This window comes from Stenotrophomonas sp. C3(2023) (assembly GCF_032911385.1).
Taxonomy (GTDB): domain Bacteria; phylum Pseudomonadota; class Gammaproteobacteria; order Xanthomonadales; family Xanthomonadaceae; genus Stenotrophomonas.
In genome coordinates this window covers 1,646,379-1,661,752 of the sequence record NZ_JAWJLO010000001.1, presented here as the reverse complement: position 1 = coordinate 1,661,752, position 15,374 = coordinate 1,646,379, and the positions used below count along the sequence as shown (strand labels likewise).

Sequence of the window (15,374 nt, the reverse complement as noted above, 5' to 3'; positions counted from 1 at the left end):
GGGAAGGCGTTGACAGGTCCACTGCGGACAGGCAGCGCTTCGCGGGGGGCGCCGGCATCCTGGCGGGGGGCTGGATGCCGACGACGCGCGCATACCCGGCGCGTACCTGCCTGTATGTCAGGTGACTCAGCGGTAGTGACGCACCGCGTGCTGCATGACGATCTCATCGCGCAGGCCTTCCAGTGCCATCAAGCGCACCTTGCCCACGCCCTGCAGTTCCATGAACCGCTCGGTATAGATCTCCGGCCCCAGCGCAGTATCCGCACGGGATTTGCTGAAACCGTAGGGCACCACGCCTTTGTCGCCGTCCTTGCTACCACCGACATAGAGAACGATTGCCATGTGATGTGTTCCTCCAGATTACGCTTTGCTTCAACCGGTGCAGCCCCGAAGCGCCAGCACCGGATTCCAGCTTAGCCGGTAAAACCTGACTGGAATGTCACGAAAGGTAATGTGGACCTGTTGCGGGCTTATGACGGCAGTTGTCAGCGCGTAGACATCACTTTTTAACGAACCAATAACAAGCGCCGGTGGGGGTCGCCTGCGCACTGCAGCGACATGGCCCTTCAGCGCAGCCGCCACGGCCACCAGCCATGGCCGTGGCGCGCGTAATGGTCAGCGGCGCGCTCCAGAGGATTGCGCGCTGAAACACCGCCACAGAGCAGATACACGGGCACGAACAACGGGCCGAGCACCATGTATTGATAGACATGCGCGCGCTCATGGTCGTGCAGGCCGATCACCGGCTCAGGCCCCCACCCCGCCTGATGCGCGTAGGTACGACAGGCCAGCTCCAGCTGCGCACCGGTGTGCAGGATGACATTGCCCAGCGTGATCGCCCCGCCCGGCCCCCATGGCCAGTGCGCAAAGACCAGCGCATGCTCGTTGGCGCTCCAGCGCGGTCGTGCACCGGCCAGCATGCCAGCCGCGCCGGCCAGCAGACCGGCCAGGGTGTTGGGGCTGGCCCACAGCATGCCCAGCCCAAGCAGCAACGGCCGCACGTCTGTTGCCCTCAATCGGCTTCGTTGGGCATCAGCAGCCACAGAATCAGGTACACCAGGATGCCCGGGAATGCGGCTGAGACGATCGAGACGAGCACATACACCACGCGCAGCAGGTTCGGCTGCCAGCCAAAGCGATGGGCAATACCGCCGAGCACGCCGGCGAGCATGCGGTCGTTCAAGGAGCGGGCTAACGCGCGGGGGGCGGCGCTCATGGCGTGATCTCCGGGCTGATGGTGTCGGTCTGACGCGCTCCGGTACGGAACGGGCCTGATTGCAGCTTACTGCATGGCCTCAGGAGAGTGCTCACATCACCGTAGGGCCTCCTGATAGCCAAGCAACAGGAGTTCCCATGCCTCGTGCCTCCCTGTTCATCGCCCTGTGTGCGCTGCCCCTGCTGGCCAGCGCACACGACCATGCGCCCGCCTGCCATCCCGCGCCAGCAGCGCGGACGTTGGCCAGCACCGTCTGGCAGACCACGGCCGTTTACGTAGGTAATGACCGCAGCAACAACCAGCTGGCCAACTATGGCGGCGTGGTCGGCCTGTCGCTGTGGAACGCCTGCAGCAACCGCTACGAGTTCTTCAACACGGACGACGGCAGCTCCTACGCACCCCAAGGCGGCAACGGTGATTTCCTTGTCACCGGTGACGGTCGCGAGCTGGTGCTGATGCCACCGGCCGGCCCGGCCCAGCGCAGTCGTGTTGAGACGCTGACCGCCTCGGAGTACACCTACAGTCGGCAGGTGCCGAAGAATCTCCAGCCGGGCCAGCCAATGGTCACGATCCACGTGGTACACACCCCATACCGGGGCCCGCTCAAGCTGCCCGCCGCGCCCCGGCCCGCGCGGTGAGCTCAGCGGCGGGCGTTGAGCCAGTCATCGATGGTGGCGGGCACCTCGCGCTGCGCCCGCCCGGAGACATAGATGCCGATGTGCCCGCCACGGAAGCTCGACTCACTGTAGTCGGCCGTGCCCAGCCGACCACGCATCGCGCGTGAGGCATCCGGCGGCACCAGGTGATCCTGCTCGGCGTAGATGTTGAGCACCGGCAGGGTCACCCGGGCCAGGTCGACCGGCTCATCGCCGATACGGACGCTGCCGTTGACCAGGCCATTGCGCTGGTAGAACTGGGTGATGAACTCGCGGAAGGTCTCGCCGGCAAGATCCGGCGAGTCGAAGATCCATTTCTCCATCCGCAGGAAGTCTTCCAGCGCGGCCTTGTCGTCGAGGATGTCGAGCAGGCCCACATATTTCTGCACGTTGAGCCGGAACGGCTTGAGCATCAGGTAGCTGGCATTCATCAGGTCGGCGGGGATGTTGCCGAGCGTGTCCACCAGCAGATCCACGTCCACCTGTCGCGCCCAGTGCGAGAGCATGTTGTCGTCGGTATGGAAATCGAACGGGGTGACCATGGTGATGAGATTGGCCAGCTTCTGCCGTCGCAGCGCGGCGTAGCACAGGGCGAACACGCCGCCCTGACAGATGCCGAGCATGTCCACCGGCCCGCCCGACGCTGCACCCAGCGCATCGACCGCCCCGTCGATATAGCGCAGCAAATAGTCTTCCAGCGTCTGGTAGCGCTCGGAGCGGTCCGGGTATCCCCAGTCCAGCACATAGACATCGCGTCCAAGTGCCAGCAGACGCTGCACCAGCGAGCGGTCGGCCTGCAGGTCCACCATGTAGGGGCGGTTGACCAGGGCGTAGACAATCAGCAGCGGCCGTGTGGCGCTGGACGGCTGCGTGCCGACGAAGCGGTAGAGCACCACGCGGCCATCGCGCCAGACCTCTTCGCGCGCGGTCGCGCCGTAGGTAACGTCGTCCACCGTGGGCAGCAGCTGCAGGCCTTCGAGCAGCTTGCGCTGCATCGCCAGCGACTCCTGCAGCAGATCATCGGCGTTGAAACCCAACGGCCCTTTCATCGACGTGCCCCCCGCCTGCCCGTGGTTGCGCGGCCGGGCTCCTCAGCCCTGGAGGCCGAACGGGGTCGCGCCGTGGCAGCGTCAGGCGCCTTCGCTGCTTTCTTCGCGGGCTTTCCCGTCTGCGCCTTGGCCGCGGCGCCTGTGGCAGCTTTACTGGCCGTTGCACCAGCACCAGTGGCACGCGCGCGTCGCGGCGTCACCTTGGCCGCAGCAGGCTGGGCCGCCTGCTGCCACGGGTCGGGCGCTGCGCTTTCGGCGGCCACTGCGCCGCTGGCCAGTCCGGCCACCGTCGCCTGCAGCCGACGCAGCTGGCGCTCAAGCTCGGCGATTCGGCGATGGGCCGCATCCATCTCGGTGCGGGTCGGCAGGCCCACCCGCTCGCTCACCTGCTCCACTTCCTGCTGCATGGCCGCGCGCAGCCGCATCTGCGCATTGCCGAGCGCGGCGTAGACCGACTGGAACGCGTCGGAGAGCGCAACCTTGGCGTAAGCCTCCTCGGCCACTTCGATCCAGAGGTCGAACATCGCCCGCGCGCTGGTGAGCTGGGTGCCGGGCGCCTCATGTTCGGCAAGGCGCTGCTCGAACAACGCAAACGCTTCGTCCAACGCCTTGCGGATCTGCTCGATGTAGGCCTTGGACTGGTCCTGGTAGTCCTGCTGCGCGCGCAGCAGGGTCTGCCAGCGCGCCTGATGCTCGCGACCCGGCCCGAATGCCGGCCCCTGCAGCCATGGCGCCAGATGCTGCTGCCACTGCTGCAGCAGCGCGGCCATGTCCATGCCGTCCCCCGCTGCGCCCGTCGTGCGGCGGGCGCCGCCGAGCATCCAGTCCAGCAATGCCTCACCCTGCTCGCCTCCCATGACCGCTTCGCGCCAGGCGGCGGCGACCTCTGCGCTGGTGGTGTCGCGGCCGGTAAAGCGCGCGGCAACGCCCTGCATGGTCGAATACCAGCCACCGGCCTGGTTGCCAAAGCGGTGCAGCGCGTCATCGACCACACCGGGGTTGCGCTCGGGCAGCAGCTGCGACCACCAGTCCAGCACCTGCTTCCAGTCGCCGGGGTTGTTGCTGCCGGGGGCGGCAGCTGCGCCAGCGTGGCCGGCGTGGCGCAGGGCCTCGCTCCACGCGGCAAAGTACTGTTGCGCGCGCGGATCGAAGCCGGTGCCGCCCTGGCCGCCCTCGTTGTTCATTGCATGCTCCTGATCGCCCTCACGGCTTGGGAATGCGCAGCGTCTTGCTGATCATCAACGACCCGGACAGGGCAAACAACAGCACCAGCGGATGCAGCTGCCACGGACCAATCTGCCACTGCCCAAGCCACAGCTGGCTGCCGATGGCACCGGTACCGGCGGCAATGGCCAGCACGATCACCAGCAGCAGGCTGGTGGGGATCGGCGTGCCTTCAAAGTACGGCACCTTGTCGCCGCCCTCGGACATGGCCTCGGCGGTGACGTTGTAGCGCGCAAGCCGGCTGACGCCACAGCAGACGAAGTAACTCAGCACCAGCCAGTCCCAGCCTCCCTGCATGCCACAGGCATAGGCCAGCGCGGCCGGAGCCACACCGAAGGAGATGACATCCGAAAGCGAGTCCAGCTCGCGCCCCAGCGTCGAACTGGATTTACGCCAGCGGGCGATGCGTCCGTCGAGAGCATCGAAGATGAAGGCCAGCGGGATCAGGGCCATGCCGAACAGCAGATAGCCGTGGTGACCGTCCTGCAGAAAGCGCATTGCCGCAAACACCGCACCGGTGCCGCAGAACGCATTGGCGAGGGTGAACCAGTCGGCGAGCTGGAACTCCCGCAGCATTGAGAAGTGTCGTTTCATGAAGGCTCACAGGACTGCAGTGGCTACAGATTACGCGAGCGGCGATGACGACGACAGCGTGGTCACCGCCCCGCCTTCACCTGGCGATCACGCCACGGTCGCCCTGGCCATTTTTTGGCCAGCCATCTTGACAGCCAGGCGCAGCGGGCCCCGACGCCGGTTATCCACACGGTTGCTCACCAACAATCCACACCCCCTGTGGACAACCCTGTCGCATCCGCTGCGACGCTGCTCATTTCTTCATCACACATGCGCGGGGTTTTCCTACCCCCTTTGTCGACAACCGGCGCTATGCTGCCCGGCTGGCCCCGTCCAGTGACATGTTCGCCGGGCAGGTGACCTACAGCCGGCTGTACGACCAGGACTGCATGCGACCGTCGCGGTAGGGCATCACCCCATGGAAGGCGCGCGGGTCGGCGTCGAACACCAGCGGCAGGAAGTTGCGGTCGCCCTCCCACATCGGCAGCGAATCGAGCCTGTCCAGTTCGACCCATTCCAGCGTGCCCTCGTGGTTGCCTTCGTGCGGCGTGCCCTCGAATGCATCGATGACGAACACGAAGCCGAACCAGTCTTCGCCATGCTTGCCGAACCCGGGCCAGCTGATGGTGCCGCGCAGCTGCATCGACGTGCAGACGATGCCCGCCTCTTCCTCGATTTCACGGCGCATGCCGGTGGCCACGTCCTCATCGGCTTCCACCTTGCCGCCCAGCCCGTTGTACTTGCCCAGGTGGTGATCGCCCGGCCGCGTATTGCGGTGGATCATCAGCACCCTGCGACGGTCCGGGGAAAGCACGTAGCCCAGGGTGGCCACGATCGGCGTATACGGCATGCAGGATTCCAGCGAGAGGTAAGCGACCGATTATGGCCGATCAGCGCACCAGTGACAGGTTCCGGGCCTGCAGCGCGGTGCCGGCTACCGCCGCGTCCGGATCGGGCGCCAGGGTCGCCACACCGTGACCACGCTCGGCCAGATACTCCAGCCATTTGCCCAGGAAGGTGTTCATCCGCATGCGGTGGCTGATCAGCTGCGCCGGCGGCGGGTACATGCCCACCACGTCCTGCCAGCGCCGCCCGACGTAACAGTGCGTCGTCTCGGCCTGCTGCGCGTCGCGGTACAGCCGCACATAGGCCGAAGGATCCGGCTGGCCGGTGACCGGGTCGCACAGGTCATAGGTCAGCCGCAGCTCCACCGTATAGCGGTGGCACTCGATCACATCCAGCCGGACATCCAGCCCGTCGCCCACCGAGGACACATAACTGCCCACCGCCAGCTGGTCCGGCGCGAACAGGCGGACCAGGTGGCGGTGGTTCTCGGCATACAGCCCCATCAGCCAGCTCAGACGGCTGAGACGGGGGATGCGCTGGGTGCGGGGCAACGCCTGGGTCATGGCTTGATGCTACACGCTGCCAGCCGCCCGCGGCAGCCTTGTGCAACGCCGCCTGCGGCCCCATGATCGGACTCGGCTGGCGGCCACCCGGCCCATCCCGGTAGGGCGCGGTTCAGTACATTCCGCGCTGCAGACCCAACGTGGCCAGCACCTTGCTGGAGATCTCCTCGATCGAGGTATGCGTCGTACTCAGCGTGGGGATGCGCTCCTTCTGGAACAGGCGCTCGGCCACGGTGACCTCGCGCCGGCAGGTTTCCAGATTGGCGTAGCGCGAATTGGGACGACGCTCCTGGCGGATCTGGTGCAGCCGGTCCGGATCGATGGTCAGGCCGAACAGCTTGCGACGGTAATTACGCAGCCGCGGCGGCAGGTTCTCGCCTTCCAGGTCCTCATCGGTCAGCGGGTAATTGGCCGCACGCACCCCGTAATGCAGGGCCAGGTAGATGCACGTCGGCGTCTTGCCGGCCCGCGACACCGCCACCAGGATGACATCGGCATCGTCGTAGTTCACCGCGATCCCATCATCGTGGCTCAGCGCGAAGTTCATCGCGTTGATGCGCCGGTGGTAGGTCTCGAAGTCGACCATGCCATGCGCCTGGCCCACCTTGGCCAACCGCGGGCTGGAAAGCTCGCGCTCCAGCGGCTCGATGAACGGGGCGAACACGTCCAGCATCAGCGCACCGCTGTCGGCCAGGATCACGCTCAGGCTCTGGTCCACGCAGGAGTTCACCACGATGGGCCGCACGTTGTAGCGCTCGCCGGCCGCGCGGATGCGATCGCAGGCCTCGGCGGCTTTTTCCGGATCGTCGATGAACGACAAACGGTCGGTAATGAAGCTGAACCCGGTGAACTGGGTCAACAGGCTGTGCCCAATGGTTTCAGCGGTGATACCGGTTCCATCGGAAACGTAGAACACCGGTCGGACAGTCGTCATGCGTCGCAAACCTCGCTCGAAGCCCAAAAATGCCCTCAACACAAGCTTGTGCCGACGGCCGTCTGCCCTGCATCATATCGGCTTCTTCCTACGGACGCGGCCATTCAGCCCGCCTCGGGCGATGGCCAAACGGAGCATCGCGCTTGAACGAGAACATCCTGTGGTTGCACGAACTGCGTCTGGCCGACCTGGCCCGCGTAGGCGGCAAGAATTCGTCGCTGGGCGAGATGATCGGCAACCTCGCCGGTCTGGGCGTTTCGGTTCCTGGGGGGTATGCGACCACGGCAGAAGCCTTCAAGGACTTCATTGCCCATAACGACCTGTCCACGCGCATCTTCGACAAGCTGGCCACGCTTGATGTCGAAGACGTCACCGCCCTGACCGCGGCGGGTAAGGAAATCCGTGGCTGGGTGATCGATGCACCGCTGCAGCCGCAGCTGGATGCCGACATCCGCAGCGCCTACGAAAAGCTCTGCGCCGAGAACGGCGGCGGCGACGTGGCCGTGGCCGTGCGCTCCTCGGCCACCGCCGAGGATCTGCCCGACGCCTCCTTCGCTGGCCAGCAGGAAACCTTCCTCAATGTCACCGGTGCCGACGATGTCGTGCACAAGGTCAAGGAAGTGTTCGCTTCGCTGTACAACGACCGCGCCATTGCTTACCGCGTGCATCACGGCTTCAAGCACGAGGACGTCTTCCTCTCGGCCGGTGTACAGCTGATGGTCCGCTCCGGCGTGGGCGCCTCCGGCGTGCTGTTCACTCTGGACACCGAATCCGGCTTCCGTGATGTGGTTTTTGTCACCTCCTCGTTCGGCCTGGGCGAAATGGTGGTCCAGGGCGCGGTCAACCCGGACGAGTACTACGTCTACAAGCCCACCCTGCAGGCAGGCAAGCCGGCGATCCTGCGCCGCTCGCTGGGCAGCAAGGCGATCCGCATGGTGTATTCGGACGTGCCCGGTGAGCGCGTACGCATCGAAGACACCCCGGCCGAGCTGCGCAACACCTTCTCCATCAGCGACGAGGACGTGCAGGAACTGTCCAGGCAGGCGCTGGTCATCGAGAAACACTACGGCCGCCCGATGGATATCGAGTGGGCCAAGGACGGTGTCAGCGGCAAGCTGTTCATCGTGCAGGCGCGCCCGGAAACGGTGAAGTCGCGCAGCCATGCCACCCAGATCGAGCGCTTCGCGCTGACCGAAAAGGACGGCAAGGTGCTGGCCGAAGGTCGCGCCGTGGGTGCCAAGATCGGTTCGGGCGTGGCCCGCGTGGTGCGCAGCCTGGATGACATGAACCGCGTGCAGCCCGGTGACGTGCTGATCGCCGACATGACCGACCCCGACTGGGAGCCGGTGATGAAGCGGGCCTCGGCTATCGTCACCAACCGTGGCGGCCGCACCTGCCATGCAGCGATCATCGCCCGCGAGCTGGGCGTGCCGGCCGTGGTCGGTTCGGGCAACGCGACCCACGTGATCGAAGACGGCCAGGAAGTGACCGTCAGCTGCGCCGAGGGTGACACCGGCTTCATCTATGAAGGCAAGCGCGCCTTCGAGCGGACCACCACCGACCTGGGCAACATGCCGCCGGCGCCGCTGAAGATCATGATGAACGTGGCCAACCCGGAGCGTGCCTTCGACTTCGGCCAGCTGCCCAACGCGGGTATCGGCCTGGCGCGCCTGGAGATGATCATTGCCAGCCACATCGGCATCCATCCCAACGCCCTGCTCGAATATGACCGTCAGGATGCGGCGACGAAGAAGAAGATCGACGAGAAGATTGCCGGCTACAGCGACCCGGTTGGGTTCTATGTCGATCGACTGGCCGAGGGCATCGCCACGCTGACCGCCTCGGTGGCTCCGCATCCGGTGATCGTGCGCCTGTCGGACTTCAAGTCCAACGAGTACGCCAACCTCATCGGTGGCAGCAACTACGAGCCGCACGAAGAGAACCCGATGATCGGCTTCCGTGGCGCCAGCCGCTACGTCGATCCGAGCTTCACTGAAGCCTTCGCGCTGGAGTGCAAGGCGGTGCTGCGCGTGCGCAACGAAATGGGCCTGGACAACCTCTGGGTCATGATCCCGTTCGTGCGTACGCTGGAAGAAGGCCGCAAGGTCGTCGAGGTGCTGGAACGCAATGGTCTGAAGCAGGGCGAGAACGGCCTGAAGATCATCATGATGTGCGAAGTGCCGTCCAACGCGCTGCTGGCCGACGAGTTCCTGGAGATCTTCGATGGTTTCTCCATCGGCTCGAACGATCTGACCCAGCTCAGCCTGGGCCTGGACCGCGACTCGTCGATCGTTGCCCACTTGTTCGACGAGCGCAACCCGGCGGTGAAGAAGCTGCTGTCGATGGCGATCAAGGCCGCCCGTGCCAAGGGCAAGTATGTCGGCATCTGCGGCCAGGGCCCCTCCGATCATCCGGATCTGGCCGAATGGCTGATGCAGGAAGGTATCGAATCGGTCTCGCTGAATCCAGACACCGTGGTGGACACCTGGCTGCGCCTGGCCAAGCTCAAGGCCAACAGCTGATCTGCAGGAACCCCGCCCCGGCGGGGTTCTTTGTATGCCCCGGTAGGTGACGACCGTTGGTCGTCACGCCTCTGCCGTCCGCGCGCCCGGTAGGTGACCACCGTTGGTCGTCACGCTTTTGCTTGTTGCCGGGCCGAATCCTGCACTACCCGGCAATGCGCTGGTAACACGCGCGCACCACATCCTCTCCATACTTCAACTCCAGCCGGCGCACGATGAAATGCCCGCGCGCCATGTCCTGGTAGTAATCGGTGAACATCGTATTCAACGCTGCCCCCGTCGCCGCACCAATCACCGGCACCGCCTGCGCCGCGAACTTCTCGCTCACCACCACGCCAAACCGCGCGGCCACCTTTTCCACCAGCTTGGCCAGCAGCTTGCCGGCTTCCTTCGGTGCAACACCCAAGGTCAGGTCGCGCCCGGTCACCACCCTGCCCGCCAATTCGGCGGAAAGATGGCGCATCACATCGGCGGTAAACCCGCGGGCCAGGTAGTAACCGGTCTCGCTGGCATCGTCATTCTCGGCGTTGCCACCCAGCGCGAACACCTCCAGACACGCCTGCCGCGTGGAAAGATCGGCCAGGTCGAACCCCTCACTGCGCGCCACATCGGCCACCGAACGCATCATGATCGTCGTCGACAGAGGCAGCTCGATCAGCAGCGCCGAGAACCCGAACGCGCCGCCAACCGCGCCGCTGGTCGCCGCCGCCAGCTTGTGCCAGCGCGTGGACGCCGCCTTCCCCGGCTCGTTGCGCATGCTCAGCAGCGCGCCCTGCACGGCCTTGTTCAACGCCATCTGCACCGCGCCGTGGATGCGCCCGGACACCGCTGCAGGCAGCGCCCGCACGGCAAACTCCAAGGGGGCACCGACCATGTTGGCCATGCGTGCGGTCAAGGTCGGCGCCTCCAGCAGAGCCACCGCCCGCTGCAGGTCGGCCCAGTCGGCCGGATGGTGAGCGATGTCGCGGGGAAGCAGGACGGGTGTGTTCATGGCGCGATCATAGCGCCGCACGCCTCAACGCCGCGTCGTGCCGCCCGCCAATCGTTCAGGCAGTGCGCAACCCCGCCAGCTCGCCCATGAACTGGCGGTAGTGGCGCAGCTCGGCGATGGAATCATGCACGTCGCTCAATGCCGTATGGCTGCTGGTCTTGGTGATGCCAGCGGCTACGCCTGGAGCCCAGCGGCGCGCCAGTTCCTTGATCGTGGACACATCAAGATTACGGTAGTGGAAGTACTTCTCCAGCCGCGGCATCTGCCGGTGCAGGAAGCGGCGGTCCTGGCAGATCGAGTTGCCGCACATCGGCGAGGCACCTGCGCCGATCCACTCGGCCAGGAAGTTCACCGTTTGCGCCTCGGCCTGACTCAGGGTCACCTGGCTGTCGAGCACCCGCTGCCACAGCCCTGAACGGCGGTGCTGGTTGCGGTTCCACTCGTCCATCGCCTCGAGCATGGCAAGCGGATGGGCAATGGCAAGCTCCGGCCCCTCGGCCAGCACGTTCAACTGCGCGTCGGTGACCACCGTGGCGATCTCGATGATCGAGTCGTTGTCGGTGTCCAACCCGGTCATTTCCAGGTCGATCCAGATCAGTCGATCGTTGCCACTGCCCTTGTCCGCCATCGTGCTGCCTCGTCGGGGGCAGGCCCCACGGGCCCGCCGGAAAAGAAGGCCCATGATACCGCGCGTGCATGCTCAGCCGGCAGGCGGCTGCAGCGTCAACAGCGGTTTGCCGCGCTTGGCGCGGAAGTAGTTGGTCAGCCGGTGGCTGGCCTCCAACGCCAGCACACCGCCGTGGATGTCGACCCGGTGATTGTGGCGGGCGTCGCCGAGCAGGTTGAACACACTGCCACAGGCGCCGGTTTTAGGGTCACTGGCCGCGTAGACCAGACGCGCCACCCGAGCATGCACGATGGCCATCGCGCACATCGCGCAGGGCTCGAGCGTCACGTAAAGTGTGCTGCCGAGCAGACGATGGTTGGCAAGCCGCTTGCCACCCCGGCGCATGGCCACGATCTCGGCATGCGCGCTGGGGTCATGGTCAGCGATATTGAGGTTCCAGCCCTCGCCCAATATCTGGCCATCGCCGCCTACCAGCACCGCCCCGACCGGAATCTCGTTGAACTCCCGCTCGGCACGCTCGGCCAGCGCCAAGGCATGGCGCATCCAGTGCTCGTCATGGTCATGCACCACGGTGGCTTCATCCACGCGCCTTCTCCCGTTCCAGGAATGCCTCGAACGCGGCCAGCGTTGCAGCACTGACGTGGTGTTCGATCCCCTCGGCGTCGCGGCGGGCCGAGTCGGCATCCACGCCCAGCGCAAGCAGAAAACGCTCCACCGTCTGGTGGCGCGCGCGCGCCTGCAGGGCCAGCGCCTCACCCTCAGGCGTGAGAAACACCCCGCGATAGGGCCGCTGTACCACCCAACCTTCCTTGACCAGCCGCTTGAGCGCCTTGGCCACCGTCGGCTGGGCAACCCCCAGCCGGCTGGCGATGTCCACCTGCCGCGCCTCGCGGCCGTCGGCGATGAGGTCAGCGATCAGCTCTACATAGTCCTCAACCAGCTCGGCGCGCCGGGCTTCACGAACCTGGGTAAAACCCTCCACATGCACCTCGGTCGCGGGCAAGGCGGGTTTGGGGCGGGTGCTGCTGGGCATTCAAACTCCGGCCAACAGAAGGGATGGCATGCTGCATAGTGTACCGCCTGCCCTGTCCTGAAGCCGCCCCGGTGCGCAGCCCGCCTCCTGTCATCTACCTCCCAATGCAGGCGACCACCTCTGCTGGTGCGCCTCGGCCTGCGGTTCCGGCTGCATCAGCATCACCGGCTGCTGCGGCACCGGTACGGCGCACTGCGCCACCCGTTCGCTGGACTGCGCAAGCGGGGTGTTCAGCCCCGCAACTACGTCCACAGATGCGTACACATTCGCCAGCTCGCCCAGCCTGCCCTGCACTGCAAACATCTGCGTTCCATCCTTGCTGATCACTACGCGATCAATCTGCGTGCCGCCGAGCGCATAGATCTCCGCCGCCAAGGCACCGGCCAGCCGATCGCTGGCCGCATCGGGCATGCGGCCGAACTGTGCATCCTGCGCATACACGCCCACGCGCGCAGCCCGGAACATCTCATGCGCCGGATGCTCCGGATCGGAGAGCTGCAGTGCACGCTTTTCCTGCCTGGTTTGCTCTACTCGTGCGGGCTCGCCCGCCGGGATTGGACCGCGAACAGCATCAACCGCATCCAGGATCAGGCCAGGGCCTGTCCGCGAGATCGCAGTCACGGCCAGGCGGCGCTGACCAATATCCTCACGATACTCGGCAATCATGGTCTGATTGCGCTCAGCGAGCGTGCGGGCGATCGGGCTCTCCAGCACCGAGCGCTCGCCAAGGAAGTTGTCCAGCTTATGTGCGCTCATCGACGAAGACGCGACGATCAGCGGATTGTCGTCAGTGATGAACCGCTCCCAGCCGTTGCGGTAGCCGTTCATCGTAAGAATGCTGATGTCCGCCTGCGTGGCATACACCACGACCTGACCGAAATGCGGCGACGCGGCGCTGACGGCGTCAGTTGCCATCACGTGGTTGATCACGGTATCGCCGCCGGACGGTATCCGCAGGCCAAGACTGGCGGCGCCGTAGGCGTTGAAGGTTTCGCCTTTGAGGTTGAAGTGATGTGCGGTGATCTGGGCGAGCGTACCGCCGAGGGAGTGGCCGGTTACGGTGACCGGCACAACCTGGCCCTCAGCGACCGCGCTGCTCCGCGCGAAGGACAGCGCGTCACGGGTCAGCGCAAGCGCATCTGCGGCCTGCGGATTCAGCCGACTGGTAACCATGCTTGCGTCAACAAGACCGTCTTTGAGCGCCTCGGTACCGCGATGTGCGACGACGATTTCGCCAGTATCCACACGCTCGTAAATCGTGCCCTGGTAACCGGTCTGCTTGTTGTCGACATGCTTGAGCACGTCGAACCTGACGTCGCCCGCAACGACCCGCTCCCCATCAGTTCTATCCCGGACTCCGGCCCGAAGATTCTCGTAAGCACTATCAGACAGTGCAGCATACTGCGGCGATCTGATGCTCATTCAGCCGCTCCCAGCGAAGACAACGTCATACTGAACACATGCGCGCGGTACTCAGGGAGGAACTCATCAGGCGTCTTCTTGCCTCTTGCCGGATAACCGTCCACCTCCTCAACGCGAGGGTAGTGCGCATGCACGAAGAAGCGCGTAACGGCGCTGCCATTCAGTAGATCATGCACCGGCAGTGATACGACGAAGCTTGTGTCCTTGACTTCGTCGGCTGCGATCAGAACCGCGTAGGCTCGGATAAGCTCCCAGTGACATACACCGCGGCCGAAGTAGTCCTCATCTTGCATCCTGTCGAGCTCCAACACAGCCTCGTACTCGCTGTCGGATATGCGCGTTAGCGGGAGCCTTTCTGAACTGGTGATTCGGGATGCTGTACCGGTGAAAAAGTTAATCTTGCTGCACTCATCCTTGTTGCGGACATCGAACTGCCCGCCGAGCTTGACAATTTCAAACGGCCCAGGAGCGTCGTTGATCCTCAGGCGAATTCTGTACCTGGCCGTCGGATTCGGATTCAGGTGGGCAAGGCCCCGATCATTCGAGTCACGCTGGGCGGACTCGGTATTCTTTTCTTCCATAGTAGATCCTTTGATGCCGCAAGCGCCGAGCGTCACGCTCAGCGACAGGATGGCAATGAACAATAATGACCGCGGCATGTCTTCCTCGTTAGTAATTCGCGGGATTTGTAGGCAACGCTTGAAATGAAATACTCATCTCACACCAGAACGCCCCGCCTTACGATCAGCGTCATCGGCACCAGGAGCTCTTTAGAAAGCTCCGCGCACACTCATGTCCATCACTCTGAACGTTCAGAACTTGATGAACTTGGGCTCAGTGCAATCAGTCGCCGATGTCCTGCATTCGATACCGCCCCGGTCAGCGCATCGACTCAACGCACGAGACAAGGCGTCAATCAGGGTGTACCGCCATCAGAGGCCTCGCCCACCCACCGCCGGCGACCAGGCCTGCTGGTTGGCATCGGGATGCAGGTCCAGTCGCGGCTGCATCAACATCTCAGGCTGCTGTGGCACCGGCGCGGCGCACTGCGCCACGCGTTCGGTAGACTGTGTCAGCGGTGTGTTCAGTCCCTCGACCGCATCTACTGAAGCGTACACATTCGCCGGATCACCCAGCCTACCCTGCACTGCAAACAGCCGCGATCCATCCTTGCTGACCACCACGCGGTCAATCTGCGTGCCGCCGAGCGCATAGATCTCCGCCGCCAAGGCACCGGCCAGGCGATCACTGGCCGCATCCGGCGTGCGGCCGAACTTCGCGTCCTGCGCATATACCCCCACACGCGCGCTCCGGAACAGGCCGTGCGCTGGATGCTCGGGGTCGGAGAGCTGCAGCGCCCGTTTCTCCTGCCGGGCCTGCTCTACGCGTGCCGGCTCACCAGCCTTGACCGGACCGCGAATAGCATCAACCGCATCCAGGATCAGGCCAGGGCCTGTCCGCGAGATCGCAGTCACGGCCAGGCGGCGTTGCCCAATGTCCTCACGATACTCGGCAATCATGGTCTGGTTGCGCTCGGCGAGCGTGCGCGCAATCGGGCTCTCCAGCACCGAGCGCTCGCCAAGGAAGTTGTCCAGCTTGTGCGCGCTCATCGACGAGGACGCCACGATCAAGGGATTGTCATCGGTGATGAACCGCTCCCAGCCGTTGCGGTAGCCATTCATCGTAAGGGTGCTGATGTCCGCCTGCGTGGCGTACA

18 protein-coding genes are annotated in these 15,374 nt (G+C 64.9%); 2 read left to right on the top strand and 16 right to left on the bottom strand.

All coding sequences use genetic code 11. The annotated features are described in order from the left end of the window. Positions 1–126: 126 nt before the first annotated feature. From RZA67_RS07235 to RZA67_RS07225, 3 genes are all read right to left on the bottom strand, one after another. On the bottom strand, positions 127–342 hold the full coding sequence (locus RZA67_RS07235; protein WP_317212024.1) for a hypothetical protein: 216 nt from the start codon (positions 340–342) through the stop codon (positions 127–129). 224 nt (positions 343–566) lie between these two features. Then, positions 567–974: a hypothetical protein gene (locus tag RZA67_RS07230; protein ID WP_317213934.1), complete on the bottom strand. Its 408-nt coding sequence runs from the start codon at positions 972–974 to the stop codon at positions 567–569. A 38-nt stretch (positions 975–1,012) separates the two neighbouring features. After that, on the bottom strand, positions 1,013–1,216 hold the full coding sequence (locus RZA67_RS07225) for a PspC domain-containing protein (RefSeq protein ID WP_317212023.1): 204 nt from the start codon (positions 1,214–1,216) through the stop codon (positions 1,013–1,015). A gap of 137 nt (positions 1,217–1,353) precedes the next feature. Here RZA67_RS07225 and RZA67_RS07220 point away from each other — a divergent pair, with 137 nt between their 5' ends. Then, the gene (locus RZA67_RS07220; protein WP_317212022.1) at positions 1,354–1,854 is read left to right on the top strand and encodes a DUF4822 domain-containing protein; all 501 of its coding nucleotides are present in this window, start codon (positions 1,354–1,356) and stop codon (positions 1,852–1,854) included. A gap of 2 nt (positions 1,855–1,856) precedes the next feature. Here the strand turns inward: RZA67_RS07220 and phaC are convergent, their stop codons facing one another. The 6 genes from phaC to RZA67_RS07190 form a co-directional block, all read right to left on the bottom strand. Beyond that, positions 1,857–2,921, bottom strand: a complete 1,065-nt coding sequence (phaC, locus tag RZA67_RS07215; RefSeq protein ID WP_317212021.1) for a class III poly(R)-hydroxyalkanoic acid synthase subunit PhaC — start codon at positions 2,919–2,921, stop codon at positions 1,857–1,859. Continuing rightward, a complete protein-coding gene (phaE, locus tag RZA67_RS07210; protein ID WP_317212020.1) occupies positions 2,918–4,105 on the bottom strand; it encodes a class III poly(R)-hydroxyalkanoic acid synthase subunit PhaE in 1,188 nt (395 codons plus the stop codon). The genes phaC and phaE overlap by 4 nt, the downstream gene beginning before the upstream one ends. Before the next feature lie 19 nt (positions 4,106–4,124). Then, a complete protein-coding gene (locus tag RZA67_RS07205; RefSeq protein WP_317212019.1) occupies positions 4,125–4,739 on the bottom strand; it encodes a phosphatidylcholine/phosphatidylserine synthase in 615 nt (204 codons plus the stop codon). 340 nt (positions 4,740–5,079) lie between these two features. Beyond that, positions 5,080–5,568: an 8-oxo-dGTP diphosphatase gene (locus RZA67_RS07200; protein ID WP_317212018.1), complete on the bottom strand. Its 489-nt coding sequence runs from the start codon at positions 5,566–5,568 to the stop codon at positions 5,080–5,082. A gap of 40 nt (positions 5,569–5,608) precedes the next feature. Next, positions 5,609–6,127: a DUF1249 domain-containing protein gene (locus tag RZA67_RS07195; RefSeq protein WP_317212016.1), complete on the bottom strand. Its 519-nt coding sequence runs from the start codon at positions 6,125–6,127 to the stop codon at positions 5,609–5,611. A 112-nt stretch (positions 6,128–6,239) separates the two neighbouring features. Beyond that, positions 6,240–7,061 carry a pyruvate, water dikinase regulatory protein gene (locus tag RZA67_RS07190; protein WP_317212015.1) on the bottom strand — a complete coding sequence of 274 codons (822 nt, stop codon included), beginning with the start codon at positions 7,059–7,061 and terminating at the stop codon, positions 6,240–6,242. A gap of 143 nt (positions 7,062–7,204) precedes the next feature. Between RZA67_RS07190 and ppsA the strand changes: the two genes are divergently transcribed. After that, the gene (ppsA, locus tag RZA67_RS07185; RefSeq protein WP_317212014.1) at positions 7,205–9,583 is read left to right on the top strand and encodes a phosphoenolpyruvate synthase; all 2,379 of its coding nucleotides are present in this window, start codon (positions 7,205–7,207) and stop codon (positions 9,581–9,583) included. Between the two features lie 145 nt (positions 9,584–9,728). Here the strand turns inward: ppsA and RZA67_RS07180 are convergent, their stop codons facing one another. The 7 genes from RZA67_RS07180 to RZA67_RS07150 form a co-directional block, all read right to left on the bottom strand. After that, the gene (locus RZA67_RS07180; RefSeq protein ID WP_317212013.1) at positions 9,729–10,574 is read right to left on the bottom strand and encodes an EcsC family protein; all 846 of its coding nucleotides are present in this window, start codon (positions 10,572–10,574) and stop codon (positions 9,729–9,731) included. A 55-nt stretch (positions 10,575–10,629) separates the two neighbouring features. After that, positions 10,630–11,202: an oligoribonuclease gene (gene orn, locus RZA67_RS07175; protein WP_317212012.1), complete on the bottom strand. Its 573-nt coding sequence runs from the start codon at positions 11,200–11,202 to the stop codon at positions 10,630–10,632. A 72-nt stretch (positions 11,203–11,274) separates the two neighbouring features. Next, complete coding sequence (gene tadA, locus RZA67_RS07170; protein ID WP_317212011.1) at positions 11,275–11,787, bottom strand: tRNA adenosine(34) deaminase TadA; 513 nt, start codon at positions 11,785–11,787, stop codon at positions 11,275–11,277. After that, a complete protein-coding gene (gene mntR / locus RZA67_RS07165; protein ID WP_317212010.1) occupies positions 11,780–12,235 on the bottom strand; it encodes a manganese-binding transcriptional regulator MntR in 456 nt (151 codons plus the stop codon). Before mntR ends, tadA begins: the two co-directional genes overlap by 8 nt. Positions 12,236–12,325: 90 nt before the next feature. Further along, positions 12,326–13,657 (bottom strand): XVIPCD domain-containing protein, encoded by a 1,332-nt coding sequence (locus RZA67_RS07160; RefSeq protein ID WP_317212009.1) that lies wholly within the window; start codon positions 13,655–13,657, stop codon positions 12,326–12,328. Then, positions 13,654–14,238 carry a hypothetical protein gene (locus RZA67_RS07155; protein ID WP_317212007.1) on the bottom strand — a complete coding sequence of 195 codons (585 nt, stop codon included), beginning with the start codon at positions 14,236–14,238 and terminating at the stop codon, positions 13,654–13,656. Before RZA67_RS07155 ends, RZA67_RS07160 begins: the two co-directional genes overlap by 4 nt. 351 nt (positions 14,239–14,589) lie before the next feature. Next, positions 14,590–15,374 (bottom strand): XVIPCD domain-containing protein (locus tag RZA67_RS07150; RefSeq protein ID WP_317212006.1); only part of this gene is annotated, 785 nt, incomplete at its 5' end.